Genomic DNA, 23,907 nt, shown 5'->3' with positions numbered 1-23,907 from the left:
TTTGCGTTCAGAAGGCGTCACCCCGTGACGCCTTCACGTGACGCTATGGGGTTCCAGAAGCAGGCGCTCAGGTACGCAGGTCCACCAGGAGCGGGGACGTGCGCTCCCCCTCCACGTTCGACAGTGAGACCACCGCATGCCCCGGCGGCACCGCGTGCGCGAGCTCGGAGGCCGACCAGCGCTCCCGCTCGACCTGCCGCACCGTCACCGCACGGGCAGTGACGGCTTTTCCGGTGATCGCCTTCCGCAGCGTGTGCCACGCCCGGCCGCCGGTCGTCTCCGCGTAGATCTGCCGGTCGGTGATGTCCCGCGTCTCGATCCACTCGGTGCCCCATGCCTGGGCGAACTGCTGCCCGTCCCACTGGGTGATCCCGGCCAGTGCCATCCGGCACCCGACCGCGCCCAGCAGCGGGCCTCGCAGCGGGTCTGCCACGTCATCCAGGGTCCGCAGGGCGAGCACGATCCCCGCGTGTGCGGACCGCAGCCGCTGCATCCCCCGCACCGCTTCCGCGGTGACCGTGTCGGCCGCGTCGTCGAGGATCAGGCAGGCGAACAGCGACCGGTCGTGGCGCTGGGCCGCGCTCGCGGTGAACTGGGCGAGCACGAGCCGCGCCAGGACGCGGGCGGCGTCGGGGTGTCCCCGGTCGGGCAGGTCGATACGCACGCGCACGGGATGGTCCAGGGCCCGCAGCGAGAACGCCCGCCCCTTGCCTGTGGGGTCGAAGAACGCGGCGAACGCGGGCCGGTCCAGCAGGGCGACACGGTCAGCGAGCACCGCACCGGGGCCACCCGGCACCCCCAACTGACGCCCGCACGCGTCGAGATCGCGCAGCAGCCCCTGCTGCCCCGACGTCTCGAGGTCCAGCCGCAGCGCCTCCAGCATCCCCGGTGCGCCGTCCAGGAGCTGACGGAGCTCTGGCACGGACGGGAACCGGCCGTGGACCGCCCGGAACGGGCCCAGCAGCCGCCCCAGCACGACCGCCGCGCGGCGGCTGTCCCCGCCGTGTTCCCCGGCAAGATCACCGGTCAGGGCCTCGGCCAGCACGGCGGCTGCTTCATCGGGGTCGGTGGTCCCGCCGTACAGGTCGAAATCGTGCGTCGAGTCCGGGTGACCGATACGAACGACGACGTCGTACTGCCCGGCCGGTCCCAGGTCCGTGCCGGCCGCGCCCACGACGACCACCGCGGCCCGCCCGGCGAGCGCCTGGAGACACAGCGCCTCGGCCAGCGGCCGGACCACACGTGTGGTCTTGCCGGTCCCGGACGGGCCGACGGCCAGCAGCGACGTGCCCAGCAGTTCCAGGCCGATACCGAGGCCGGCGCCCCGGTACGCATAAGGGTTCTTCGGGGTGTCGGCCGCCGTGCCCAGCCGCACCTGGTGGGTGAGCAGATCGTGCTGTGCCACCCGTTCCGGCACGTCCCGCGCCCCGGACGGGTGCGCACAGGCGGCGGCCCCGCGCTCGCGAACGGCATCGGCGAACGCCTCGACGCGGCGCCCGGACCGGGCGGCGTGCCAGGCCCGCGTGATCCGGGCGTGGTCGGTATCGCGCATCAGCCCGGTGCCGGCGTCCGAGGCCAGCCGGTCAGCCGCAGCGCCCGCACCCGCAGCCCGCAGGTGCGGCCACTGGGCCGGATCGTCCTCGGGGGCCGGCGCCGGGCCCGGCGCCTCGGGCCGCAGGCTCGAGGCGCGGGAGGCACCGTAGCGGCGCCATACCTCCGCCCACCGCCCCATCCGCCCGGCGGCAAACAGCAGTCCACCGCCGATCAGGGCGTAGTAGCCGTAGTACACCAGGACCGTGGTCGTCTCCCCCGCCTGCCCGTACCGCCAGGAATCCGGCGTCACCAGCTCCAGCGGGAGCAGCCACCACAGGCCGACGTAGCCGTTGTAGAGCAGCGACCACGCGAACCACGCTGCCAGCAGGGCGACCAGAGCCCCCGCCACCAGCTGGCGGCCCGGCACCAGTTCCGGTTCCTGCTCCGGGCGCGTGCGGTGCCCCAGCCGCCATATCCCCACGGCCACCTCCGGCCGCGGAGCGCGCAACCACGCCAGGAACGCCGTCCCGTCAGGGCGTGGCGGGGCCGGTGCGTGCCCGGGTACCGGCGGCACGGGCCCCGGCACGGATCCGAACGCATCACGCGTGCCATCGGCACCCATATATCTCCCCCGACCAGCCAATTGCCCGTACCGGCCCAATCTAGCCCCGCCAGAACGGAGTTCAGCCGCCCGCAACCCGCCCAGCCCCACAATGGCCTGCGAGAGCACCGCCGTCCCCCGGCCCCCGATGCCAGGAGGGCTTGCCCGGCGTCAGTGCGGTCGCCCGGGGGGAATCTCTCTCCCCCCGGGCGACAGAGGGGTCCGTGCGCGGGGGCAGGAACGGCCCACACGACAACCCGCACGACAAGCGCACCGGCGTTCAGGTCCCGGAGCCGCGGGCCTGTCACAGGGGTGGCGTCACCCCTCCGCTGTCACTAAAGCCGCTGACGGACCGTGAGCCGCTGTACGGCGATCTGCGGGCCGCCCTTCAGCCCTTTTGGGCTGGGGGGGCAGGACGGCTGGCAGGCGCTCAGGCGCCCACTGAGACGCGTTCAGGGTGGCAGTCAGGGCACAGCTCTCCGGTGCCTCCGTTGCCGAGGGTCCGCCACCTCACCACAATCCGTGCCGCCTGGTTCAGCCCACCGTCCCCGCACTTCCCGCACCACGGCGGCAGGCCCTTGCGCTGCTCCGGCGTTGACTTGGCTTCCGCTTGCTGCTGGCCGGGGATCGGCACCGTGGACCGCTCGACGTGCCGTGCCAGGTCCACCCAGCCGCGGGCGGGCATCTCCGCCGCCCGGTCGGCCAGCCAGCCCGCAGGCAGTCCGGCCGCCAGCAGCTCCACCGCCGCCTGCCACAGCCGGGCACGCGTGCCGTTGATCACCGGACGGCCCGCAGCCGCCGCGTACGCCTCCACCACACGCTCCGCCTCTTGATGCTGCTCATCCACCGCGACGGCGGCAGGCGCAGCCGGTGCTTGCGTCTTGTCGTCCGTCGGCGCAGCCTCGCGCTCTCTCTCTCCACCACCCTCCGACCCGTTACCCGAGGGACCGCCGGAACCAGAGAGAGAGAGATCTTCTCCTGCGGAGCAGGAGGAATTGGTCTTCTTATGCTGCGGCTGAGCCTGCGCAGGCTCAGCCTGCGCAGGGAAATCCGACTTAGGTTCTGACCTGCGCTTTTGTGTCTCGTCTACCTGACGCGGATTTTCCGACTTAGGTTCTGACCTGGGCTTTTGTTCAGAGGGGGGCTCGCTCTCCCATGGCGCTTCAGCGCCGATCAGCAGCCCTTCGGGCATGTCCGTGATCCTGAAAATTGTGTCCCCGAGCTGCCCCAGCTCGTTACGCTCGCGTTCCCGGTGCAGGTAGCCGTACTGCTCCAGTTCCTTCAAAGCACTGGTCAGCGCGTCTCTGCCCTCCGGACCGGACGCAAGCAGCGACGCCATCGAAATCCCGAATCCGTCCCGGTGACTCAAGATCTCTACCAGCAGCCCACGCGCCCGGCGCGAGAGCCGTGCGTCCCGTACCGCCGCGTTGTGGACCATGGCGAAGTTCCGGCCGATCACGTCGGCCGCCATCGGACCGCGCTTGATCTGACCGCTGAACCCCCGGCGGGTTGGCGCGCTCACCGGATCACCTCCGCCAGGTAGCCAGCAGCCGCCAACTCGTCCAGCGCAGCCCGGATCGTGGCCGCGCTGTCCGGCGTGCCCTCCGCCAGCGACTCCGGGCTGAACACCTGGCCCTCGGGCAGGAGCACCAGCTCTCCGAACAGACCACGGGCCTCATACGAGAGCTCGGTATGCCGGAACGCTGGGTGGTCGAGCAGCTGACGTTCCGGCAACCGGCACCCGCCCCCCCGCGTCCACTCGCGCCGTTTCTGCAGCGCGCCTGGCAGGCCCACTGGCCTGCTGTCCTGCTGTCCACGTACGCTCATAGGTGAGCGCACCTCCGTCCTGGTAGATCGAGAGTGCTTCTCCATCCGGGTCGTGACCCCGGGTGGACCTGCGGGCCCCGCCATTGGCGGGGCCTGTTGCGTTGTGCGGGCCATGCTTGCGTACGGCCGCTGGTGTTGGTGCTGAACAGGGGCGACAGGCCCTAGTCCGTTGGTTCAGAGGCCCGGTAGTAATCGCTGCTCGCGGGTGCGACCGGCCATTTAGCTGACGAGCCCCGGGAGAGTGGATAACCAACCGCGAACAGTGCCGCGGACATCCTGATGTCCTGTACTTCTACGATGCGTTCGGATTTATGTCCGCGCCCAGCAAAATACGTAATTCGAATTGCGCGCAGCAATGGGACGCCGATCTGTGGCATTAGGAGAGATTCCGCCTCATCCGGAGACGGCATTCGAGCGGATACCTCCTCGCGCCATTGGAGGGGTTTCTTCTCCCACTCTTCCAGCCGGTCGTACATGCCTCCGTTCCCGGTACTTCCGGTGAGCGTTGGCAACTCCTCAGTGACCCACTCCGCAATCCATGAGTCGGCGAGCTGCCGATGCTCCGGAACCTCCGGGTCTCCCACGATCCGCCGGCGCACGGTCAGTTCGGTTCCGGGCTCTACGCCCAGCGCGTCGGCCACATCGGCCGGGACGGGAGCGCAGGTCACGCGCGTTTCCTCCCCGTCGGGGTGCGGTAGTGCCCGCCAGTGCTGTGACTCCGGGCCGCTGTAATACCCCAGCTCATCCCGTTCCATCTGACGGTTCCGGACGGTGAGCCGGACGCGGTCCGGGTGCTCCCGGACGAACATGCCCGCCCGTCGTCGGCTCTCGATCAGTCCCTCGCGTGTCAGCATCTGCCACGCCCGCCGCACGGTGATGTCGCTGACCTCGTACTGAGCCGCGACGTCCCGCATGAGTGGCAGCGCCGTGCCCGGTGGGTACTCCCCCGATGCGATGCGTTCGCGCAGGTCGCGGGCGATTTCCTCGTACCTAGAGCTCATCGTCCAGTCCCTCCGTTGATCAACACCCAGGAGACTAGCGTATACGTCAACCTTGCCTGAGTCGCTTCTGACGTATACGTTATCTCACGGCAGTCAGAGCGGCCCCCGGTTGGAGCCAGGGACCGCTCTGTGCCCGGACGTTGGAGCGCCCGGGCGGTGCCTGGCCTGGGCTCATGCCCAGGCCAGGGCCTCGGCATTGGAGTGCCGAGGCGGCTGTCGGACCGATCCATTGAGAGATGGGGAACCGACGTGTCGATTGTGGCTGAGCGGTTGCTGAAAACGCAGGTGGCCCGCGTGTTACGAGCGGGGCTGGCGGAGGAGGTGGAGCGGCAGACGTGGGAGGACGACGCGCGGGGGCCGGAGCCTGAGCAGTCCGTGGTGGTGACGCGGACGGTGTTGCCGGTGGGCCCGGGGTGGGAGGCGCCGGAACTGGTGGTGCTCCCGTCGCTGCCGCCGCTGCCGGTGGGGTTCGTCGCGGCGGCCGGCTCGGCGGCGGTCAGCTCGGTGCCGGCCGGGTTGGGGAGTGACGAACTTCGTGTGCGGGGTCTGATGATCGCGGCGATCACCCGGTGGGGGTGGACGCGGTGAAGCTCTCGTTGAATGCGCGCCAGCTTGCCCGGGAGGCCGGCCCCGTGGGGGACATGGCGTGCCGGGGTGTGGACCCGGACCTGTTTTACCCGGAGGCATCGGACGCAAGCGCGGCACGCCCATCGGCGGAGGAGCGCCAGGCGCTCGCGGTCTGTGCCGGGTGTCCGGTCCGTGACTGGTGCCTGGCCCGGGAGATGGCGGAGTGCACCGTCACGTCCCGCGTCGTTGGTGTGCGGGGCGGGTTGCGTCAGGCGGACCGCCGGGCGCTGCTTCTGGCCCTGAAGAAGCGGGGGCGGAAGTGAACGCCTCCTTCAAGTTCAGGAAGAAGTCGGCTCCGGAGCCGGTGGTTGTTCAGCTCGATCTGCCGGAGGAGCCCGAGGAGTTCACCGGGCCCGACGTGGCTGACGGGGAGTCCGGGGAGGCGTCTGCCGAAGAGGCGGGCGTTCCGGTCGGGGGGACGGCCAGGCTGCGGAGCAGGGCGCGGAGGCGTACGGCGCGGAAGGCGGCCACCACCGCCGCTGTTCCGGTGGTGCGTGAGCCCAATCCGCGTCTGCAGTGGGCGTTCTACAACGCCACGGCGGCCGGGGCGGGTCACCTCGCGGTGTGGTCGGTGACCGCTGACCCGATGGCCGGGGTGGACCTGATGGCCCGGATGACGGTGTCCGTTCCGCAGCTCGCCGCCGCCGGGCTCACCCTCGTTGCCGCGTACGGCGGGTGGCGCGCGGGCGCTCTCCTGAAGGGCCTGCCCGGTCTGTTCGGGATGGCGATGCGCCCGCTGGGGGCGCTGGGTGCCGCGCTGTGGGGCCAGGGCACCACCCCGCTCGTCCGTGACGCCCTGGACGCCGTCGAGCCGTGGGGGACTCTGCTGTCCCCGCTGCTGGCTGCTGGTCCGGTCGCCGCCGCGTGCTGGTACGGCCTGGACCGCCGCGCCGCCGCCGCTCAACTGATCTGGCCCGTGCGGTGGGTCCTGCGTATCCCCCTGGCGACCGTCGTCGTCTCCTCCCTCCTCTACACGCCTGGAGCTGTCCTGTGAACGTGATCCTCGCTGCCGACGTCGTGATGGCGGCCGGCCCCGTGCTCGGCGGAGCCGGTACGTCCGGCCTCGCTCTCACCAACGGCATCGTGCTGCTGGCCGGTCTGCGCGGCTCGGACCGTGTGAAGTTGAACCGCGACAAGGCCGGGGTGCTGGGTATCGGGCTGGGCATTCTGTCCTCCACCGCCGACACCGTGCTCTCCCAGCTCAGCGACGGTGCCGCGCAGGTCCCGACCTCACTGGTCCAGGGCGGCGCCTTCGGCAACATCGGCATGGGGGGAGTCGCCCTCTCCCTCACCGCGACGATCTTCCTGTTCAAGTGGACAAAGCTGATCATCCCCGCGTTCCTCGGGACCGGCGCCGGAGTCGTTTACTCGCAGGCCGGAGGGATCTGGGGGATCGGCCAGAACCTCATCCTCATGACGGCCGGGGCGGTCGGTGCCCTGTGACCGGTCTCGGTACAGCGCTGACCGCGCTGGTCAACGGCTCGATGGTCCTGACGGGCAAGCTCTGCGGATGCGTCGCGCACGCCGGACGCCTCGCGTGGGACGCCGCGTCGACCGACCCGGAAGCCACCGCGACGCGGCAGGCCAAGGCCGACTGCGCCGCGCAGCAGAAGGAGCTCAAGGCCCGCCAGGAGAAGCGCGACGACCAGGACGACGGCGCGGAGGGAGACCTGTCCGAGGTCACCGCGCCGCCGGTCGCCCCGGTCCGGCGTCCGGCCCTGGAAGCCCTGGGCGTGCTCGCGCTCGGCGGCGTCCTGGCGGTCGGAGCGCTCAGCGCCGCATGGCGCCTGGTGTCCCCGGCGGCCGGTCAGTGGTGGGCCGGTATGGAGCCCTACCACTACCTGATCATCACGGGCGCGGGACTGGCCTGGATGGCAGCAGCCTGGATGGTCGCCGCTCCCCTGACCGCCAAGGATGACCAGGACGTCAAGGACGAGTGGGACGACCACGACCAGGACGACGTCCAGGAGGACGCGGTCGACGCGGCGGAGCCGGAGGACCGTGGCACGGCGCTGCTGTGGCACGTACTGCGGGCCCTGGCCGACGCGGAGTCAGCAGGGCGCGCCGGACTGCACCTCGACGTTGTCCTCGACTCCGCGACGGCCGCCGGACTGGTCCCTGAGGACACCGAACAGCCGGTGTTCCGTGGGTGGGTGGAGTCCTGCGGGCTCCCCACCGCCGACAAGGTCGGCATGCGCATCGGCGGGAAGCCCGTCACCCGCGTCGGACTGCGTATCGACGCGGCCACGGAGGCACTGGGGATGACCCCCCTGGCACTCCTTCGGGCCCGTGCCGCCACCCCCGCCGGGGGAGCCGCCGGCACCCCCGCCCAGCCGGTCGGGGAGACCCCCGCCGGCGCCCCCACCGGGGCCCCTGTCGGGGTGCCCGTACCGGCCGCTCTGCGGCTCATCCCCGGGGGCCGGCTGGACCCCGACCAGACCCCTTCCCCGCCCCTCTCCCAGGAGAAGGCTGGGGAAGCCCGATAGACCGCCCTATCACCGCTGTGACCTGCGGCTCTATCACCCGCCTAACGCCCCCTGACGGCCCCTCTATCGGCCGCTCTGACACCCAAAATCGCCGGAACCGAGAAGGGGCCGGGACATCCACGGAGGAGAGATCCCGTGACCAGCAGACACCAGCAGCAGAGCTTCGATTACCGGGCTGAGGTCGCCCACGTCGAGGCCTCTGGCATGACGGAGATCGTCACGGGAATCGTGATCGCCGCCACCCGGCGGGAGGCACTTCAGCGGGTCGGTAGCGCGCTGCGCGCCCGTGGCCTGGAACCACTCGACGTGACCCTGTCCGACGCGCCCTGACCGTTGCCCGATCCGCCCGGCACGACCGGGCGGTGAGGGGAGCCGGTCAGACACACGGCCCCACAAAATGCGGAGCGACCGCCCAACTGCCAAGAAAGCCGGTCGCTCCGCTCCATCCCGAACACGAGACGGAGCCACATCATGGCATTCCTCCGCAAGACGATCTCCCAGGACGAGCTGCGCGAGAAGCTGCCCAAGAGCGAGCAGGACAGCGGGCCGACGTACCAGTCGAGCCGCGGCGGCTGGTTCGCCAAGCCCGAGAAGCCCGTTCCCGGTACGCCGAAGGACGGCAAGTGATGACGCGCCTCGCCCGTCTTGCCGCCGCCTTACGCCACCTCTGGCAGTGCCCGGGATGCGGCGCGTACACCACCCGTCCGCTCAACCCGGGTGAGACCTGCGGGGAGTGCTGAGCATGGCCGCGCAGCCGCTACCGATCCGGCGGACGCCTCACGAGCGTGACGGACGCTCCGGAAGCTCTGGCCAGTCCGAGACCGCCCGGCCGCATCCCTCCACTCCCCACTAGTCAGCCCTGTCCCTGACATCGCGTCACCGCGCCCCGGGCGGACTCTCCGCCCGGGGCGCTTCTCAGTCCTACGCAATTGGAGGTACTGGTGACTTACTCGCCCGCGCTCGACGTCGATCCGCTGATGACTGCTCCGGCTCGACCGGTTCCCGCTCCGGATGGGCGGGCCGGTGCTCCGGTCGTACCGGGGAGGGGGGAGACTGCCGGGATGACTGACACGCTGACGGGTGACCAGCACGCGGCCTACCGGGGGGCCATGGCCGGGGCCGCTCCGGAGACGGCCGGGGCGGCTCCGGCCGCACGGGCGGCCATTCCGGCCGCCACGGTCCCCGCTCCGCCCGCTCCCCGCAATGGCGGCCGGGGTCGGCCGGGGGAGGGTGACGCCCCCCTGTCCACGGCCCCGGCCGCCGACGGCGCGGCCCCGGCCACCGTGGCCACCCCGGGGGCCGGCCGCGGTGCTGTCTGGGTCGGCCGGCTCCTCATGGCGGTAGCCGTCGTGGGCATGCCGCTGGTCGGCATCATCGGGTTCGCGTCGTCGTACTCGACGCTGCGCGGGTTCGCGGCCGATCACGGGTTCAGCGACAACGGGGTTTGGAGCCTGGCTCCGTGGTTCCCGATCGGGATCGACGCGAGCATCGTGGCGCTGCTGGCCATGGACCTGGTGATGGTTCGCCGGGGTACTCCCTGGCCGGTGCTCAGGTTCGCCGCGCACGGGATGACGCTGGCCACGGTCGTGTTCAACGCCTCCACCGGCATCGGCCCCGACACGGGCGTAAGTGTCTGGGACGGCCTGGGGGCGGACCCGCTGCGCGCCCTGTCGCACGCGGTCATGCCTGTGTTGTTCGTCCTGGGCATCGAGGGGTCTCGCAAGATCCTGATGCACGCGGCGCGGATCGCGGAGGGCACCGCCAGCGACCGCATCCCGCTGCACCGCTGGGTGCTCGCCCCGATCGCGACCGGCCGCCTGTACCGGCGTATGCGCCTCGCGGCGGTGCGGTCCTACCCGGAGATGGTCGAACGCGAGCAGGAGCTGCGCGGGTATGAGGTGTGGCTGAAGCAGAAGCACGGCGGCGACCTCTCCGCAGCGTCCGAGATCGAGCGGCTGCCCATGACGATGGCCCCCCGCGGCTACACCGTGGCCCAGGCGCTGCGCCTCCCGGCGAAGTGGGAAGCGGATGCGGCGGAGCGCCAGAAGGAGGAGGCGGAGCGCCAGCGGCTGGAAGCGGAGCGCCAGCGCGAGCAAGCGAAGGCGGACCGGATCGCAGCCATTGAGGACCAGGGTGACATCGCGGAGGCGGAGCACCAGGTGGCCGCCCGGACCGGCACGGCGGCGGCACAGGCAACAGCGGCCACGGCGACGGCTCAGGCGGAGGCGGAGGCTGCCCGGGTCCGGGCGGAGCTCCAGCGGACAGCGGCGGAGCGCCAGGCCCGTGCGGAGGCGGAGGCGCTGGAGTCGGCGGACGCCGCCGCCGCCCGCCGCCGCGCGGCGGAAGACGATCAGAAGGCCGCCGAGGCGGAGCTGAAGGCCGCCGAAGCACGGCGGACAGCCGCCCACGCCGCCCTGAACGCGGAGCGCCAGGAAGCGGAGAAGGACCGCGTTGCGGAACTGCGGGCAGCCCAGCGGAAGCGGACGGCGGAGGACGAGAAGGCGGCTGCTGAGGCGGAGCTGACGGCCGCCCGGATCCGCGAAGAGGCGGCCCGCCTCGAGGCCGCCGCGCAGGAAGCCGAGGACCTGGCCCGGCTCTCCCCCCGCGAGCGGAACGAACGCCGCGTCGCGCGGATGCTCCTGGCCGTCAGCGGCGACCCGGAGGCGGTTCCCCTCGCCACCATCCAGGAGGAACTGTCTGTCGGCCGGACTACCGCGAGCGAGCTCCGTGCAGCCGCGGTGACCCTGATCCAGGACGGCTACCGCCCCTGACCCACCGGCACACCACACAACGGAGGGCGGCACCCACACAGGGGGCCGCCCTCCGCCATGCCCGCCCACAAGGTCAGGCTCGCCGCCACCACCGCCGCTGCTCCCCGCGCGCCGGCTCTTTCTCCTTGGGCACGGAGCCGGCCGGGGGCTCGGTCTGCGTCTGGCCGGGCACGGACGGCCGGTCGAGTACCGGCTGTTCCGGCGCGGGCATCAGCGCCTTGAGCGTCCGTTGGAGATCCGCGATGTGTTCGCCCCGGATCGCGAGCTGAGCGCGCAGGTGGTCCGCCTCGGTCTGGGCGAGCTGTCGTCCGTGCTCGGCCTGGGCGAGCGCCAGGGCGTGTTCCTGGCGTACGCGTTCCAGCTCGGCGCGTACCGCGGCCACGTCCTGGCCGCCGCCGACATCGCTGTTCTGCCCGGTCGGAGACGACGGGGCCGGCTCGTCCGGTGCGTCCGGCGGTGCCGGGGCGTTCAGCCGGAATCCGGCCGCCAGCAGGTCATCCACCGGGATCAGCCACCCGCGTGCCGGGTCCTGGACTGCGCCGGGCAGGTCTCCGGCCTCGCGGCGGCGTCGGATGGTCGTGCGGCTGACGCCGCACGCGTCGGCGGCCTCTCGCTGGTTCAGCATCGGGCGCGTGCTCATGTGCTCATCCTCCCCGTACCCGCGCCCGGCACCAGACCACCGGCCCGTCCGTGTGAGTGTCGCCTGCTGTCGCGTGTGGGTCGGCAGTCGGCGCGACAGCGGGGGCGTTGTCCCTCTTCAGTACGGGCCTACGGGCCTACGGGCCTACGGGCCCAATCCCCGCCTGAGGTTCGAGACGCGACAGGGCAACCGCACTTGATGCGGCACTTGTGATGGGGATCCCGCGACTGAGGGCCGTTCCAAAATTTTGGAATGACGGCCCCGGGCCGGGATGTACGGCGTGTTCTACGCCTGCCGGGCGTGATCCGCCCACGGGCGGAGCGGCGCCGTATCGCCCGTGAGCGCGTCCAGCAGCAGGTCCGCGGCCTTGCCGGGGTCCAGCCCGGACCGGGCGGCCTCGGAGACGATCCACGCGCTCAGGCGGCTGACCTGTTCGTCGGTCATCACCCAGCCATTCCAAATTTTTGGAATGACCGCCGTCGGTTCCACCACCTCGCCTGTTTCGGCGGCCTTCCTGGAACGGCCGGACTTGCTCCGCCTCGGCGCCGGGAGCTGCCGGGGTGTGAACAGCCCGTCCAGCTCTGGTTGTTCCTTTGCCGGCTCTTCCAGTGCGCGGCCCGTGGACAGGTACTCGGCCAGGTTCTCCACCACCGCTGCGGTCACCCGCCGCCCGGCGTCGGCGCCGTACCGGCGCAGCTGCGCGTAGTACTCGGCGACCGTCTCGGACCCGTGCGCTTCGGCAACGTCGATCAGGGCGCGCACGTGGGAGTCGGCTGCCGGCCGCCCGTACACCTCGGCGATTCGCTCGGCCAGACGCCATTCCCGGATCTCCAGGTAGGCGGCGGACTCGCTGATGCCGTCCCATTCCTCGTCCAGGTACTCCTGCCGGGTGCGCTCCCCGTCGTCGCCCCGGTACAGCCGCCGCCGGAAGGCGGCTTCCAGCGCCTTGCCTCGCATCCACTTGGCGTGGCCGTAGTTGTCCCGGGCCGCGTGGACGCGCTCCAGGTCTCGTTCCTCGCGTGCGTCGAGCGGCCCGGTGCGGTCCAGGTCGACCGGATCGGGGATCAGCTCGGGCACGAACGCCTTGGCCCGGTCACGGCGGCCCACCGCGTCGGCGCTCACCGGGAGCCCCTGGGCGCGGGCAGGTGCCCTAGACGCGTCAGCTCGGTCACCAACGCGTCGTAGGGGGCCTTCCGTTCCGGCTTGTTGCACGGGAAGCCCACGGCCGACGCGATGGCCTCCCGTCGGGGGATCCGGGTCGCCAGGACGTTCCACCGTGGCAGCGTCCCGTCCTGGCCACCGCCTGCTAGCAGGTCCGTGAACCGTTTCGGGCTGTTCGAGCCCGCCTGGCAGCGGTTCAGCAGCACGACCGTTGCTGGAGGCTCCCCGCTGTCGCGGAGCGCCGCCGACCGGCGGATCACCTTTGCCAGCGGCGTGCCTCGCTCGGGTCGGGTCAGCCGGTCGTAGTCGGGATTGGTTGGCGACACCGTCACGATCACGAGGTCTGCCACCTCCAGGACCGAGTCCACGATGTCCGGGTGGTTCTCCGCGTGGCCGGCATCCACCAGGTTGATGCGGCTGTGGTCCATGGCTGGGTAGACCGTCTCGGCGAAGGACGGGGTGTCCGCCTCGCGGACTTCGCCCGGGAAGTCGTCGACGTCCCGGGCCCACGCGGCCAGTTGCAGCGACTCGTCCGCATCGTGGCAGGTGACCTGATGCCCGGCCCGGGACAGGGCATAGGCCAGAAGCCCAGTGTTCGTCGTGCCGCCCATCGTCCTGGGCTTGAGGCTGGCGATAAGCATGCGTGCCACCCTAGTGCGGGCGCGAAAAGACTCCCAGGCGAGTGTGAGTGGGTGTGGTGGTGGCCCCGCCCACGAGTTCAGTGCCGCTTGACCGTCCGGGCCGGCGGCAGCGGCCGGGCAGGGTGGGCCCTACCCGGCCGCGGTGGCTACTCCCAGGGCCGTGGTAGCACGTGCCACAGGGCTCTGAGCCAGTCGGGCGGGTTGGTGAGGACCTTGTCCACTAGCCGGGCCGTGATGGATCGAGCCGCCCCCTGGGCTATCGCGGCGGTCAGGCCGGCACCGACAGCGGGCTGCTGCGGGACGGGCGCCGGGGTGGGCGACTGGACGGGCGCGGGAACGTTGTCCCGGGTCATGATGCTGCTCCCTTGAGCAGAGGGATCAAGGACGGCGGACACCTGTGGTGGTGTCGTCCGCGTGGGGGTGGTGAGCACCTCGCGGTCGGCGGTCCTGCGGCTCTCTGCTTGAGAGCGTCCCTGTGGGGCTTCGGCCCTTGCCCAGGGTGGTGTGTCCACCGTAGCGGCGATCGGCGCGGATGTTGCCCCGGGTGTCTGGCGGGTGGTCATCGGTACTGCCTCCGGCGTGAGTTTGGCTGGGCGAGCGGGACAGTGACAGGACTCAGGTGCTTGCGTCTCGTCCTGGCGGGCACGGCTTCTTCACCCCCTACGGCCGGAAGCCGGGGCACAGACAGCAGCGACGGGGAGGAAAGATTCCGGGCCACTCGTCGGCAGTGTCGCGCTTCTGCTGGGGGTGGGCCCGGCCGACGCCGCGTCGTTCGGGACGAACACCACCACCACGCTCCTGAGCGTGTGGGCGCTTCCCCCGGGCCGCCGGAAGAACGTCATGAAGCCCCCAGCAGCCGAGCAGATCGTGCCCTTCATCCCTCGTCAGGCCAGTTCGCTGCGCACGAGCGATCAGCGCCGCTTGGCCCGTGGTGCTCACCGCTTCCAGGAGCGTTGCCACGCAGAGAGCCGACTTGCGGCCGCTGCCGACCGGGCGGGGGTGTAACTCGTGGCCCGGCCCGAAAGCCCGATCTATCCGGGTGCGACCGCAGAGCTGACCATGCTCGTCACACGCATGCGACAGCGTCGAGCCGCTCAGGGAGTCCCGTACAGCGAGCTTGCCGAGCGCGGACACTTTTCGACGGCGACCCTGTCGACCGCGGCTTCAGGACGCAGGGTGCCCGCCTGGGATGTCGTTGAGGCGTACGTCTCGGCGTGCGATCCGGAGTCCCCCCTATCCGACGCCGAACTGGGGGAGTGGAAGGCACTCTGGGAAGCGGCCGTGCGCTCCCAGGCAAGGCCGAAGGCCGAGATACTCGACGCCGCCGTCCCCCGCAGGGGCGGCCGGATCACGGTGCGGAACGCCGCGGCCGCAGAGATGCCCTCCGAGACGCTGGCCGACCTGGTCGAGCAGGCCACCAAGAACCTGTCCGACCCGGCACAGCAGGCGTTTCTGAGCGATCCCATGCGTACCGCACTCGCGTTGTGCACGACCCCGGCCGACTTCTCCGCGCTGCTTGACCAGCTTCGTGAGCGCGCTGATCTGTCCCTCCGTGAGGTCGCGGAGCGGTCGCTGAAGTACGGAGGGATCTCCAAGTCGGCAGCGCACGAGATGGTTTCGGGTGCGAAGCTCCCCAGCACCGAGGCGCTTCACGTGTACCTGCTGTCGTGCGGAGTCAGCCGGGAGAACACCACGTCGTGGCATCACACCGCGACCCGGCTGAAGATCTCGCAGATCCGTGAGGTCGAGCGGGCCGAGCACAAGCGCCCCTTCGTTGTCACGTTCACGCATTGGGATTTCCGTTACGTCATGGTTCTCATCACCTTGATCCTGTCGCTCATGCAGGTACGGGATCTGCTCCGCTAGAAGGTGAGGTCCCGCTCGCTTGGGCTCTCATACGCCGCTTGTGGCCCCGACCCAGGTCGGGGCGTCCGTTTCGGTGCCCGGGTGAAGGCGCGTTGGGGTGCCGGCGACAAGTGGCTCAGTCTGTGGTCTGGTTCCGCGGCGTCGGCTGCGCGGCCGGTCCGACCGCCGATGGGGTGGCCGTCACGAATGGGTTTCCTCGTCGGTGTCCCGCGCCTTCTCGGCATTCGGCCTGGAACGGACGAGCGATGAGAACAGGCCAATGGCACATGCCAAACGCACTAAACACTTCCCTTGCGTAGTCCATCAGATGTGGTGAAACCTGCAGGTCAAAAGAGTGATACGCCCGGATTGCCCTCCATGATGACGTCGTCTCACCCGCCCCTTTCGCAAGGAGTACGACCATGTCCGAGACGACCGAGCCGAATGTTGGTTCGTTCACTCTCGGCGGTCCGCTGACCGCCGAACCCGCCGGAACGATCCAGGTACCGGAGCACGAGGAGTGGACCCTGCCCAACGGCTTCGCCTGGGTGTTCCCCGGCGAGGGCAACCACAGCGGTCTCGTCCGGCCCGTGATCATGGCCGACGGCTTCAACCTCGGCCGGAGCAAACTCGACGTGCTCTACCACGGGCTGGAGAGCGGCTACGCGTTCATCAGCGAGCTGCGCCGGCGCGGCAGGGACGTGATCCTGCTCGGCTTCAATGAGCGCAGCGCCTCGATCCTGGACAACGCGCAGACGGCCCAGGCCGCCATCATGCGGGCCATCTCCGAGCAGCTGGGCGACGCCCGCCTGGTCGTGGGCGGCTTCAGCATGGGCGGCATCGTCACCCGCTACGCACTCGCCAAACTGGAGACGCAGCGGATGGACCACCGGACCGGGCTGTACTTCTCCTACGACAGCCCGCACCGCGGCGCTTCCATCCCGGTCGGTGTGCAGGCGTTCTCCCACTTCATCCCGTTCCCGAACGACTTCGCGAAGCAGATGAACAGCCCGGCCGCACGCCAGATGCTGTGGCAGCACTACGACAAGGACACCGGCAAGATCGGCACTGCCCCGGAGCGCACGGAGTTCCTGGCCGCCCTGGACCGGGTCGGCGGGTGGCCACAGATCCCGATGAAGATCGCCGTGGCGAACGGCCGCGCCGACGGGGTCGGCCTGCCGGACGTGAAGCCCGGCGAGGTCGCGCTGCGGATCGACCGGATCTACCCGGGCACCACCTTCTACACCCAGGCCCAGGGCAACGACGTGACGGCCGCATACCTGAACCGGAGGTTCCCCAAGGCTGAGAAGACCATCACGACCAGCGGCTTCCCGGAAGTGGACGGCGCGCCGGGCGGAACGCTGCACACCTACAAGATCCTCGCCGACACGATGGAGAAGCTTGGCGGCAAGGCGGACCTGCGGCACGAGGACGTGTGCTTCGTCCCCTCGGTCAGTGCGGTCGCGGTCCGCGACATCGAGAAGCAGGACGATTTGTACGTGAACATCGATGAAGTCAGCCCGGAAGAGAGCGAGCTGGACGACTTCCGCTGTTCGTCCACGACTACCGCGCACACAGCCATCACCGAAGAGCTGTGCACCTGGCTCATCGAGCGGCTCGTCGACTAATCCGCGTCACGCGCCGACCGGGGCTGCCGTCCTCGCACCAGCGGACTGCAGCCCCTTCATCGATCCGCGCTCTGATCAGCCCGCCCGGCAAGAACCCCGTCGACCGGTTCCGGCTGACGAGGCGACGGGAGCCGGCCGTGTCTTGACGTGCACCAAAAATCGAACATGTGCTCTAATTTGGATATGGAGCCCATCACCTTCCCCCAGGACCTGGTGCAGGCCCAGCACGACTGGATCCGCACCTACGAAGCACTCGCCCAACCTCACCCCCGCCGCCTCACTGGACTGCGCCGGCGACTGCTCCACCTGTCGGACTACATCTGGCGGCATCCCTTCTTCGTGACATTTGAGGGCAGCGCCGCGGCCGCTCGGGTCGAGCTGCGGCGGCAGGCGCGCGAGCATGAGCACGGGGTGCGAGCGGCGTGAGCGCGGAGCGGCTCACTGTTCGGCAGGAGTCCGTCCTCCGGGCCATCAGGGACGCCATAGCGGACACCGGCGACGCGCCTACGATTCGCGAGATCGGCCACCGCGTTGGGCTGTCCAGCACTGGCTCGGTGGCCTACCAGCTCGGCCGCCTGGAGAAGCTCGGCCTGATCAGCCGCAATGGACGGCACTGGCGCTCCTGCCGACTCACCGGATAGCGACGTGTGAGCTTGATGCAGCCGTTGGACTTGTAGTCGAAGCCGCCGTTCCCAGCGCCAGAAGTCGTCTTCCTGGAGGGGGCTACGCGTCTTGCTGTGAGCCCGAAACAAGCCGGGTGCCAGCACTGTGTGGGAGAGGATGGCCGCACCGGGCACAGGCACGGTACGGACCTTGAAAGGGGCGAGGGCATGTCTGACTACCAGGTGACCTTCGAGGAGACGCGCCAGATCGTAGAGGCGTTCCTGGAGATGAACCCGTCCCTGAAGCCCCGGTGGGGCAACAGGATTGGCGACTGGCATTACGTCGCTTTCGACGACGACCCGGAGTTTGAGAAGTTCCGTGACGCGGACACCTCGATGTGGGTCGTGCAGTTCGAGGACCCGATGGGCGGCACGCATGACGTGGACCACACGGTGGTCCTCAAGGGTTTGAGCGCATCCGTGTACGAGGACGACGCGATGGAGTCGACCTTCATCTCCACGTGGGTGATGCGGCAGACGGTCGAGGAACGAAAGCTGAGGCCGCTCCCCACGTGGGGGCCTTCTCGGATCGTGCAGCTCGGACTGTTCTCAGGGGCCGTTGTCCGATTTCCGTACCGGGGGCATTCGCTGCTCGACGGGGGGCCGGAAGAGCGTCTGAAGTTCCTGGAGCCGTCCGAGGACACCGGTACCGAGACGGCCGTCTGAGAGTCCGGCGTCAGGAGCGACGCCACCACCGGCGCCGCTCCCCACCCGCCGGCCCAGCTCGCGCAGGTGGTCCGCCTCGGCCTGGGCGAGCTGACGGCCGCAAAACCGATGGCGCCCATCAGCTGATGGGCGCCATCGGTTTTGCGGCCGTCCTCGCGGCCTGCATCGTCCCCATCGGCATCCGATGGGCAAGCCCGTTCTCGCTTGGGCAAGCCGGGCTTGCCCGGCGAAGCACCGCCGTTGAGCTGCTCGCCAAGGGCTACCGGCCGGCCGCCACCTCGTACATGTAGAAGCCCCCGGAGCGGTCGGCTCCGGGGGCTTCTTGTGTGGTGGGGCGTGCGTCAACACGGCTCCCGCCGGCATGCCCTTAGTTCTTGGTTGCACCCAGTGGACCAGGGCTTTCACCTCGCCTCACGTGAGGCGAGTGCTTTGCCAGTGTTGCTTGTACCTGTAGTACAGCGTGATGATCTGTAAGTTTTTGTCAGTAGTCGTTCGGCATCGTGATGTCAGTGTGGTTGGTATCGGGTTTGTGCTGTTCAGCAGGTTGTGGGCCGGATTTCTGGTGGTGACACGGATGCCGATTCGGCGCTGACGTTTTTGGTGATGGTGCACGTCAATTGGTTGGCGGTCGGTATGGCGTGGAGTGCGTTGTCGCTGGTCAGGAGTGTGCGGACCGCTGGCATCTGAAGGTGTCCGGCCTGGGCGGCTGTGGTGAGCCGTTCGGTGGCGACGGTGGTCAGTTCATCGAGGCGGCCGTGGACGTCACGCAGGGCCCGCTGCGGCAGCCTCATGTTCACCAGCCCGGCTGTGAGTGCCCGGCAAGCCCGCCCCTGGCGCCTCATGCCCGGTCGTCGTATCCGAGTTCGGCGAGGGCCGCGAGCTGCTGCTCAGTGAGCCGGTCGGGGTGGTTCTTCTGGTTGCCCGGAAAGGCGCCCAGATGTCCAGGCGTACGGATGCGCCGTCGGGGATGGCTTTGACGTGTTGCCTTGCCTGGGGTCGACCTGCGGGTGCCGGGGTGTGTCCGTCGGCTTGCAGCGTCTCGCGCTGGTTTCGCGTTGGTCGGGTTGTGCGACCGGTGGCTTCTCTTGGGCGGGTGATGCTTCGTGGTTGCTGGTCAGCGCGGGTGGGGCGGTGTGGACGTGCCGCGATATCTCTTCCTCCTCCGGGAGGATAGAGAGTCTTTTCTAAAAATGTGGCGCTGTGGGGCGTTACCGGCCGAACGGGGGCCACCCGAAGGTGGCGGCCGTTGCGGGTAAGGGCAGCAGGCATGTCAGGAGGGCCGTTGCCCGGTGGCGCCACAGCGTCTGGAGTAATCGGCGCCAGGACCGGCTTGATGTAGCGCTTCCGTGTTGCCCGTTGATCGCCATGTCACCCCTCAGTACGCACAGAAAAGACTCTCTGTAAACGGATACGTACGGTGTGTGGGTTGGGCTCGATTGTTTTCGGTGCGATTGCGGTGAAGGTCCAGGAAACGACGAGGGCGGGGATGTGTTCCCGGCAGGGTGGGTGGTGGCCGGCCGGGTCGACGAGCTTTGGTGCGGCGCGTGGTCTGCGGGGCCATTGCCACCGAAGATGAACCCGCGGAAGGAGGCGCCCGCGGGCGCCTCCCCGACGAGGCCGCTGCCATGAGATGCGTCTGTATGGCGCTGTTGAGCCTCGACCTGGCCGGTAAGGGCGGCAAGAGGTGGACCATGTGCTGGAAGGCGCCGCTGCACGCGTTTCGGATCGTCTTCGAGGGCCGGCATCTCGGCCAACAACTGAATCTCAACAACCAAGATCAGCCGTTGAGTTGAAACACTCGAACGTCCCCAGCCTCGTCTTCGTAGCAGGTGAGGGGGCGTGTTGCTGTGCCGTGGTGGTGGGAAAATCTTCCGCGTTGCTGGGCGGCGGGTGCGCCCTCTTCACTGTGACCGCGGCGGCCTTCTGCCTCTGTGGGTGAGGCCGTCTGAGGAGGGGTGCCATGAGGGATGAACTGAAGTCGCGCCGGGCTGAGGCGATAAGGGAGATGAGCGACCGGATCCGGGCTGCGCGTTCCATGCTCCGGCAATGCCGGACGGCCGCTCATGAGATCGAGGCGGCCGTCTTGTTCACGGTGCATCCTGAACTGCTGGTGCTGGACCACGAGCTGGATGTCCTGTATGGCGATCGGTTGTAGCTGCCCCGGCCGCGTTCGTCGCGTGGTCCCCGGCCCCTGCCGGCGGGGGCCGGCCTGGTGGGCCGCGGTGCAGCCCTCGGCGCACCGCTGGTGCGAGGAGTCGGGGATGCTCGTGTGCCCGTTCGCTGGCCGATGAAGCAGTTCCTCCGTGGTGGCCGCACGGCGGGGACGGCGGACGGTGGCGAGCGGCTATATCTGGATGCTGGCGAACACGTCCGCCACGTTATTGAGGGCGTGGTCGATGGCAGGGGCGCTGCTTGTTTTGGCGAGGTAGAAGCCGGCGAGAAGGCAGAGGATCGCGTAATGGGTCTTGATGTTGTTCCGGCGGATCAGGAACACGACGATCAGGAGGAGTATGAGCGCGGCGGAGCCGGACAAGATCACTTACGGGGTCCTCTCGACGGGCGGAGTATTCAGTTCCGCACGCTAGCGAGATGTGCGCTGGCCTGGCTCGGGTTTGTCTTGAATTGAGCCGTAGGGTCATGGGATTGGCTGTTTTCTGCATCGGGGCATGTCCAGGGGCAAGCGGCCCCTGCCGCCGACTGCGCGAAGTCCCGGAGCCGTGACGGCATCCGGGACTTCTCTGCACTTCGTTTCTGCTGGTGCAGAGGCCAATGAGTGCCTCGCTAGCCCGCCCCTGGCCCTCATGCCCAGTCGTATCCGAGCTCGGCGAGGGCTGTGAGCTGGTCCTCGGTGAGCCGGTCACGCCGACTTTTTTGGTTGCTCAGAAATACACCCAGGCGTACGGAGGTGCCGTCCGGGAGTTCTTCGACGTGCTGTCTTCCGACCACGGTCTGGCCTTCACGCTGGATGTATTGCTTGAGGGCTGCTACGCCCCGTGTGAAGGCGTCGGAGCCCTTAGCCGCCCCAGCCTTCCCGTTGCCTCGCGCTGGGGCCTTGTGGGGCCATACGGCCGGTTTCACGCCCACCTCGCCCAGCCGGTGTTGCTGCTCGGTGTTCAGGCGTGTCCAGTCGCGGACCTGCCGCGCGAGCCAGCGTCCGATGTCGTCGCCGCGATGCGTCACCCCCGGCACGATCTCCTCGAGGCCGGCACCGCCCGCGAGGACCAGCTCGCGCAGGCCGGTGTAGTGGCGTTGCCAGTCGACGGTCCACCCCAACTGCCCCGGGTTCCAGTCCGGGTCGATCGCGGCTAGCTGCTCGGCGCGCCGGGCAGCGCGTTCGGGGTCCTTGCCGAGTCCGCCGGGCCGTCGGAGGTTGGTGAGCCATTGCCCCACCGGCTTGTCGAGGGCGGTGGCGTGCCGGGGCGCGGCCAGCGTGCCGGCTTCCGCGTAGTACGCGCGGGCCGCGGCGAGGTTTTCGGCGAACGCCGTGTCTGCGGTGTCCCAGATCATGCCGAGCTCTTCCAGCTCATCCGCCCGGGTGCTGGACATGGTCCCGGCCCGGTACGCGCGCCGTTGGTCGGACAGCCATCGGCCCAATGGGTAGGCGCCTTCGGTGTGTTCATAGGGCACGTCCAGCGAGCCCTCGCGCTCGAAGTACCGCCGGGCGGTGTCGTAGCCGCGGGTCCAGTCCTGGCGTTCGGTGTCGAGGATCTGGAACTTGATCCATTTCGCGATCATCACGGGATCCCTGGGGGCCGCGAAGCGGAGCAGCAGCCGTGACTCCTCCTGACCGTCTTCTGGCTCCGGACCGATGTTTTGCGACGGATCAACGACCTGTTTCTGGTTCTCTTGCGGAATAGCGAGCATCTCAATGGCATGTTCATCGTGCGCCCGGAGCCCTTCAAGGACCTTCACCAAAGGGCGATACGAAGAGGAGGTGAACATGTCTTCCGGCTGCTCATTCCGCGCCAGAAATACGGGCACGATCAGCGTTGCAATCTTGCCCTGTCCGGGTTTCTGACGCAGCGCCCGGCCAATGGCCTGCACGATATCAACTGCGGACCCCTTCGGGTCCAAAAGGGCCACGGAATCCACCGCCCGGATATCAACGCCCTCACCCAGGACACGGCAGTTCGAAAGCACCGCACGCCCGGCCCTGCGCCCGAAGTCCCCCAGCACCTGGCGCCGGTGATCCGCCTCATGCTCCCCGCACAACCAGTTCGCCCACACACGCTCCGGGTACCGCTCCGGATCGGATGCATGCAGCCGGGCCGCGACCCGGTGCAGTCCCGTCGCGAACGCGGATGCCTCTATCGTCCGGTGGTGGAACGTGATGGTGGTCTGGAGCTGGTGCACTGCCATCGTCTCGAGGAGCGCGGCCTGTAGCGCTCCCATCCGCTCACCGCGCAGCTGCTCCTCGCGTTTTTCGTCGCTGGCCAGGCGGGCGGGGGTGACGACGGGGTCGGTCAGTTCGACGACCACAATTTGATAGCGCGCCAGCAGGCCCCGGGACACGGCTGATGCGAGCGAGAGCTCGTACACGACAGGCCCGTAGATTTTGGGGTCATCCATGGAACAGGCCAGCTCCTGCGGTAGAGGGTCCCGCGCGTTCTCGAAGCCCTCCTGGCGCTCCGCCCACCGCGGCCGGGGCGGGCGTTCCTTCCAGATCCGGGGGGTGGCGGTCATGTAGAGCCGGCGCATGGCCGGGATGACGTCCTGGTCGTGAATGGCGGCCCATGCCTTCCCCATCGATCCACTTGTACGGTGCGCCTCGTCCACGACCACGAGGTCGAAGACGTCCATGGGAAGTCCGTACGCGCCCTCGTGCGCCTCGGCCAGCACGGGCAGCGAAGCGTAGGTGGCGTAGACCGTCACGGGCCCGCGGCCGTGCCACAGCGCCAACTGCGGAGGACTGGTCGTGGACCGCACGTCGAGGTCCCACAGGTGCGGGTCGTCATCCAGCGAACACACCGCCACAGCTGGCCCCGTGTGCCCGGCCAAGCGCCATTCCCGCACGGTCTGCGTCAGCAGATCCAGGGTTGGCAGCAGCACGAGAACGCGCCCATTACGCGCGAGCCGCAGCGCAGAATGCGCGGCGATGAAGGTCTTTCCCGTACCGCACGCCGCCACCACCGTAGCCCGCAGCCCATTACGTGGAATCAGCTTCCCCGGTGGGATATCGAGGCCGCGCACAACAGCGTCAACGGCTTCAACCTGATGAGGTCGAAGCGCAATCTTTTCTGTGCTCGTCATATCCGTACTCCAGAATTCACGAGAGGGGCGGCAGGTCCTGACGGAAGGGGTAGCGGTTCCTTCGGGATGCTACACACTGCATCCCTGATGCATCATCGTGATGCATGTGCGGGCATCACTCTAGCGCAACAGGGTCCGGTGGGAGGGGGTTTCGGGTAGACTCATGCGCATGCTGAGTATTCTTCAGGAAGTGAGAGGTCATCACACACTGGATGGAGCGAAGCGGAGGCCGGTGTGCCCCATCCGGCGGGGCCGGCCTCCCTTCGGGAGTGACGTCACGTCACCGGTTGGGGGGTGGCTGTTTCTTCGGGATGCTACACAGGCCTGCACTGATGCACCCTCACCCAGTAGCCAGCCGTTCCGGCTTGCCGGAACCAGGGCGGGGGAGCGAAGCGGACACGCCCGCTTGTCAGGAATTTAAGCGAAGCGTAATTCCAATTCCCGTTGCGAAGCACGGGAATTACGGTGTGAAACACCGTCAACTAATTGCGAAGCAATTAGTTACGCGGTGCGAAGCACCGCGTTTCGCTTGCACAGCGCGCAGCGCTGTGGTACCCGCTCCGCGGGG

Annotated in this window: 27 protein-coding genes; 16 read left to right on the top strand and 11 right to left on the bottom strand. The window is 69.1% G+C overall.

What is annotated here, in order from left to right:
• Positions 1–67: 67 nt before the first annotated feature.
• From ACIA8E_RS38165 to ACIA8E_RS38150, 4 genes are all read right to left on the bottom strand, one after another.
• Positions 68–2,155 carry an ATP-binding protein gene (locus ACIA8E_RS38165; RefSeq protein ID WP_399305759.1) on the bottom strand — a complete coding sequence of 696 codons (2,088 nt, stop codon included), beginning with the start codon at positions 2,153–2,155 and terminating at the stop codon, positions 68–70.
• A 409-nt stretch (positions 2,156–2,564) separates the two neighbouring features.
• The gene (locus ACIA8E_RS38160; RefSeq protein ID WP_399305756.1) at positions 2,565–3,656 is read right to left on the bottom strand and encodes a hypothetical protein; all 1,092 of its coding nucleotides are present in this window, start codon (positions 3,654–3,656) and stop codon (positions 2,565–2,567) included.
• Entirely contained in the window at positions 3,653–3,961 is a 309-nt protein-coding gene (locus tag ACIA8E_RS38155) for a hypothetical protein (protein WP_399305754.1), read from the bottom strand. Before ACIA8E_RS38155 ends, ACIA8E_RS38160 begins: the two co-directional genes overlap by 4 nt.
• Before the next feature lie 161 nt (positions 3,962–4,122).
• Positions 4,123–4,962, bottom strand: coding sequence for a GntR family transcriptional regulator (locus ACIA8E_RS38150; protein ID WP_399305751.1), 840 nt, complete (start codon positions 4,960–4,962; stop codon positions 4,123–4,125).
• Between the two features lie 249 nt (positions 4,963–5,211).
• On the opposite strand from ACIA8E_RS38150, the gene ACIA8E_RS38145 reads away from it, so the two are divergent.
• The 8 genes from ACIA8E_RS38145 (at position 5,212) to ACIA8E_RS38110 (ending at position 10,846) form a co-directional block, all read left to right on the top strand.
• Positions 5,212–5,550 (top strand): hypothetical protein, encoded by a 339-nt coding sequence (locus ACIA8E_RS38145; protein WP_399305748.1) that lies wholly within the window; start codon positions 5,212–5,214, stop codon positions 5,548–5,550.
• The gene (locus ACIA8E_RS38140; RefSeq protein ID WP_399305745.1) at positions 5,547–5,852 is read left to right on the top strand and encodes a WhiB family transcriptional regulator; all 306 of its coding nucleotides are present in this window, start codon (positions 5,547–5,549) and stop codon (positions 5,850–5,852) included. The genes ACIA8E_RS38145 and ACIA8E_RS38140 overlap by 4 nt, the downstream gene beginning before the upstream one ends.
• On the top strand, positions 5,849–6,583 hold the full coding sequence (locus tag ACIA8E_RS38135; protein WP_399305742.1) for a hypothetical protein: 735 nt from the start codon (positions 5,849–5,851) through the stop codon (positions 6,581–6,583). Before ACIA8E_RS38140 ends, ACIA8E_RS38135 begins: the two co-directional genes overlap by 4 nt.
• On the top strand, positions 6,580–7,032 hold the full coding sequence (locus tag ACIA8E_RS38130; RefSeq protein ID WP_399305740.1) for a hypothetical protein: 453 nt from the start codon (positions 6,580–6,582) through the stop codon (positions 7,030–7,032). The genes ACIA8E_RS38135 and ACIA8E_RS38130 overlap by 4 nt, the downstream gene beginning before the upstream one ends.
• Positions 7,029–8,075, top strand: coding sequence for a hypothetical protein (locus tag ACIA8E_RS38125; protein WP_399305737.1), 1,047 nt, complete (start codon positions 7,029–7,031; stop codon positions 8,073–8,075). The genes ACIA8E_RS38130 and ACIA8E_RS38125 overlap by 4 nt, the downstream gene beginning before the upstream one ends.
• A 135-nt stretch (positions 8,076–8,210) precedes the next feature.
• A complete protein-coding gene (locus ACIA8E_RS38120; RefSeq protein ID WP_399305734.1) occupies positions 8,211–8,405 on the top strand; it encodes a hypothetical protein in 195 nt (64 codons plus the stop codon).
• A 141-nt stretch (positions 8,406–8,546) separates the two neighbouring features.
• The gene (locus tag ACIA8E_RS38115) at positions 8,547–8,702 is read left to right on the top strand and encodes a hypothetical protein (RefSeq protein WP_399305731.1); all 156 of its coding nucleotides are present in this window, start codon (positions 8,547–8,549) and stop codon (positions 8,700–8,702) included.
• Positions 8,703–9,136: 434 nt separating this feature from the next.
• On the top strand, positions 9,137–10,846 hold the full coding sequence (locus ACIA8E_RS38110) for a DUF2637 domain-containing protein (RefSeq protein ID WP_399305728.1): 1,710 nt from the start codon (positions 9,137–9,139) through the stop codon (positions 10,844–10,846).
• A 73-nt stretch (positions 10,847–10,919) separates the two neighbouring features.
• Here ACIA8E_RS38110 and ACIA8E_RS38105 read toward each other — a convergent pair whose 3' ends face one another.
• The 4 genes from ACIA8E_RS38105 to ACIA8E_RS38090 form a co-directional block, all read right to left on the bottom strand.
• Positions 10,920–11,486 carry a helix-turn-helix transcriptional regulator gene (locus tag ACIA8E_RS38105; RefSeq protein WP_399305725.1) on the bottom strand — a complete coding sequence of 189 codons (567 nt, stop codon included), beginning with the start codon at positions 11,484–11,486 and terminating at the stop codon, positions 10,920–10,922.
• Between the two features lie 285 nt (positions 11,487–11,771).
• Positions 11,772–12,608 (bottom strand): hypothetical protein, encoded by an 837-nt coding sequence (locus ACIA8E_RS38100; protein WP_399305722.1) that lies wholly within the window; start codon positions 12,606–12,608, stop codon positions 11,772–11,774.
• Positions 12,605–13,288 carry a plasmid partition protein gene (locus ACIA8E_RS38095; RefSeq protein WP_399305718.1) on the bottom strand — a complete coding sequence of 228 codons (684 nt, stop codon included), beginning with the start codon at positions 13,286–13,288 and terminating at the stop codon, positions 12,605–12,607. The genes ACIA8E_RS38100 and ACIA8E_RS38095 overlap by 4 nt, the downstream gene beginning before the upstream one ends.
• A gap of 146 nt (positions 13,289–13,434) precedes the next feature.
• Positions 13,435–13,641 carry a hypothetical protein gene (locus tag ACIA8E_RS38090; protein ID WP_399305715.1) on the bottom strand — a complete coding sequence of 69 codons (207 nt, stop codon included), beginning with the start codon at positions 13,639–13,641 and terminating at the stop codon, positions 13,435–13,437.
• Positions 13,642–14,347: 706 nt separating this feature from the next.
• On the opposite strand from ACIA8E_RS38090, the gene ACIA8E_RS38085 reads away from it, so the two are divergent.
• The 6 genes from ACIA8E_RS38085 to ACIA8E_RS38060 all read left to right on the top strand — a co-directional run bounded on the left by ACIA8E_RS38085 (position 14,348) and on the right by ACIA8E_RS38060 (position 18,379).
• Positions 14,348–15,154, top strand: a complete 807-nt coding sequence (locus ACIA8E_RS38085; RefSeq protein WP_399305809.1) for a helix-turn-helix transcriptional regulator — start codon at positions 14,348–14,350, stop codon at positions 15,152–15,154.
• Positions 15,155–15,555: 401 nt separating this feature from the next.
• The gene (locus ACIA8E_RS38080) at positions 15,556–16,761 is read left to right on the top strand and encodes an esterase/lipase family protein (protein ID WP_399305712.1); all 1,206 of its coding nucleotides are present in this window, start codon (positions 15,556–15,558) and stop codon (positions 16,759–16,761) included.
• Between the two features lie 183 nt (positions 16,762–16,944).
• A complete protein-coding gene (locus ACIA8E_RS38075; RefSeq protein WP_399305709.1) occupies positions 16,945–17,187 on the top strand; it encodes a hypothetical protein in 243 nt (80 codons plus the stop codon).
• Positions 17,184–17,402, top strand: a complete 219-nt coding sequence (locus ACIA8E_RS38070) for a LexA family protein (RefSeq protein WP_399305707.1) — start codon at positions 17,184–17,186, stop codon at positions 17,400–17,402. Before ACIA8E_RS38075 ends, ACIA8E_RS38070 begins: the two co-directional genes overlap by 4 nt.
• A gap of 204 nt (positions 17,403–17,606) precedes the next feature.
• Complete coding sequence (locus ACIA8E_RS38065; protein ID WP_399305704.1) at positions 17,607–18,089, top strand: hypothetical protein; 483 nt, start codon at positions 17,607–17,609, stop codon at positions 18,087–18,089.
• A 125-nt stretch (positions 18,090–18,214) separates the two neighbouring features.
• On the top strand, positions 18,215–18,379 hold the full coding sequence (locus ACIA8E_RS38060; protein ID WP_399305701.1) for a hypothetical protein: 165 nt from the start codon (positions 18,215–18,217) through the stop codon (positions 18,377–18,379).
• Positions 18,380–18,625: 246 nt separating this feature from the next.
• Here the strand turns inward: ACIA8E_RS38060 and ACIA8E_RS38055 are convergent, their stop codons facing one another.
• Entirely contained in the window at positions 18,626–18,886 is a 261-nt protein-coding gene (locus ACIA8E_RS38055) for a hypothetical protein (RefSeq protein ID WP_399305698.1), read from the bottom strand.
• An 843-nt stretch (positions 18,887–19,729) separates the two neighbouring features.
• Here ACIA8E_RS38055 and ACIA8E_RS38050 point away from each other — a divergent pair.
• Together ACIA8E_RS38050 and ACIA8E_RS38045 are read left to right on the top strand one after the other, a co-directional pair.
• On the top strand, positions 19,730–19,882 hold the full coding sequence (locus ACIA8E_RS38050; RefSeq protein WP_399305695.1) for a hypothetical protein: 153 nt from the start codon (positions 19,730–19,732) through the stop codon (positions 19,880–19,882).
• Positions 19,883–20,049: 167 nt separating this feature from the next.
• Complete coding sequence (locus tag ACIA8E_RS38045; RefSeq protein ID WP_399305692.1) at positions 20,050–20,244, top strand: hypothetical protein; 195 nt, start codon at positions 20,050–20,052, stop codon at positions 20,242–20,244.
• A gap of 189 nt (positions 20,245–20,433) precedes the next feature.
• Here ACIA8E_RS38045 and ACIA8E_RS38040 read toward each other — a convergent pair whose 3' ends face one another.
• Positions 20,434–20,628, bottom strand: coding sequence for a hypothetical protein (locus tag ACIA8E_RS38040; RefSeq protein ID WP_399305689.1), 195 nt, complete (start codon positions 20,626–20,628; stop codon positions 20,434–20,436).
• A 260-nt stretch (positions 20,629–20,888) separates the two neighbouring features.
• The gene (locus tag ACIA8E_RS38035) at positions 20,889–23,339 is read right to left on the bottom strand and encodes a Helicase associated domain protein (RefSeq protein ID WP_399305687.1); all 2,451 of its coding nucleotides are present in this window, start codon (positions 23,337–23,339) and stop codon (positions 20,889–20,891) included.
• Between the last annotated feature and the right edge of the window lie 568 nt (positions 23,340–23,907).

The sequence above is a fragment of the Streptomyces sp. NPDC051664 genome (assembly GCF_044453545.1).
Lineage (GTDB): Bacteria > Actinomycetota > Actinomycetes > Streptomycetales > Streptomycetaceae > Streptomyces.
The sequence above is the reverse complement of the archived record's forward strand: the minus strand, read 5'-3'. Positions and strand labels throughout refer to the sequence as shown.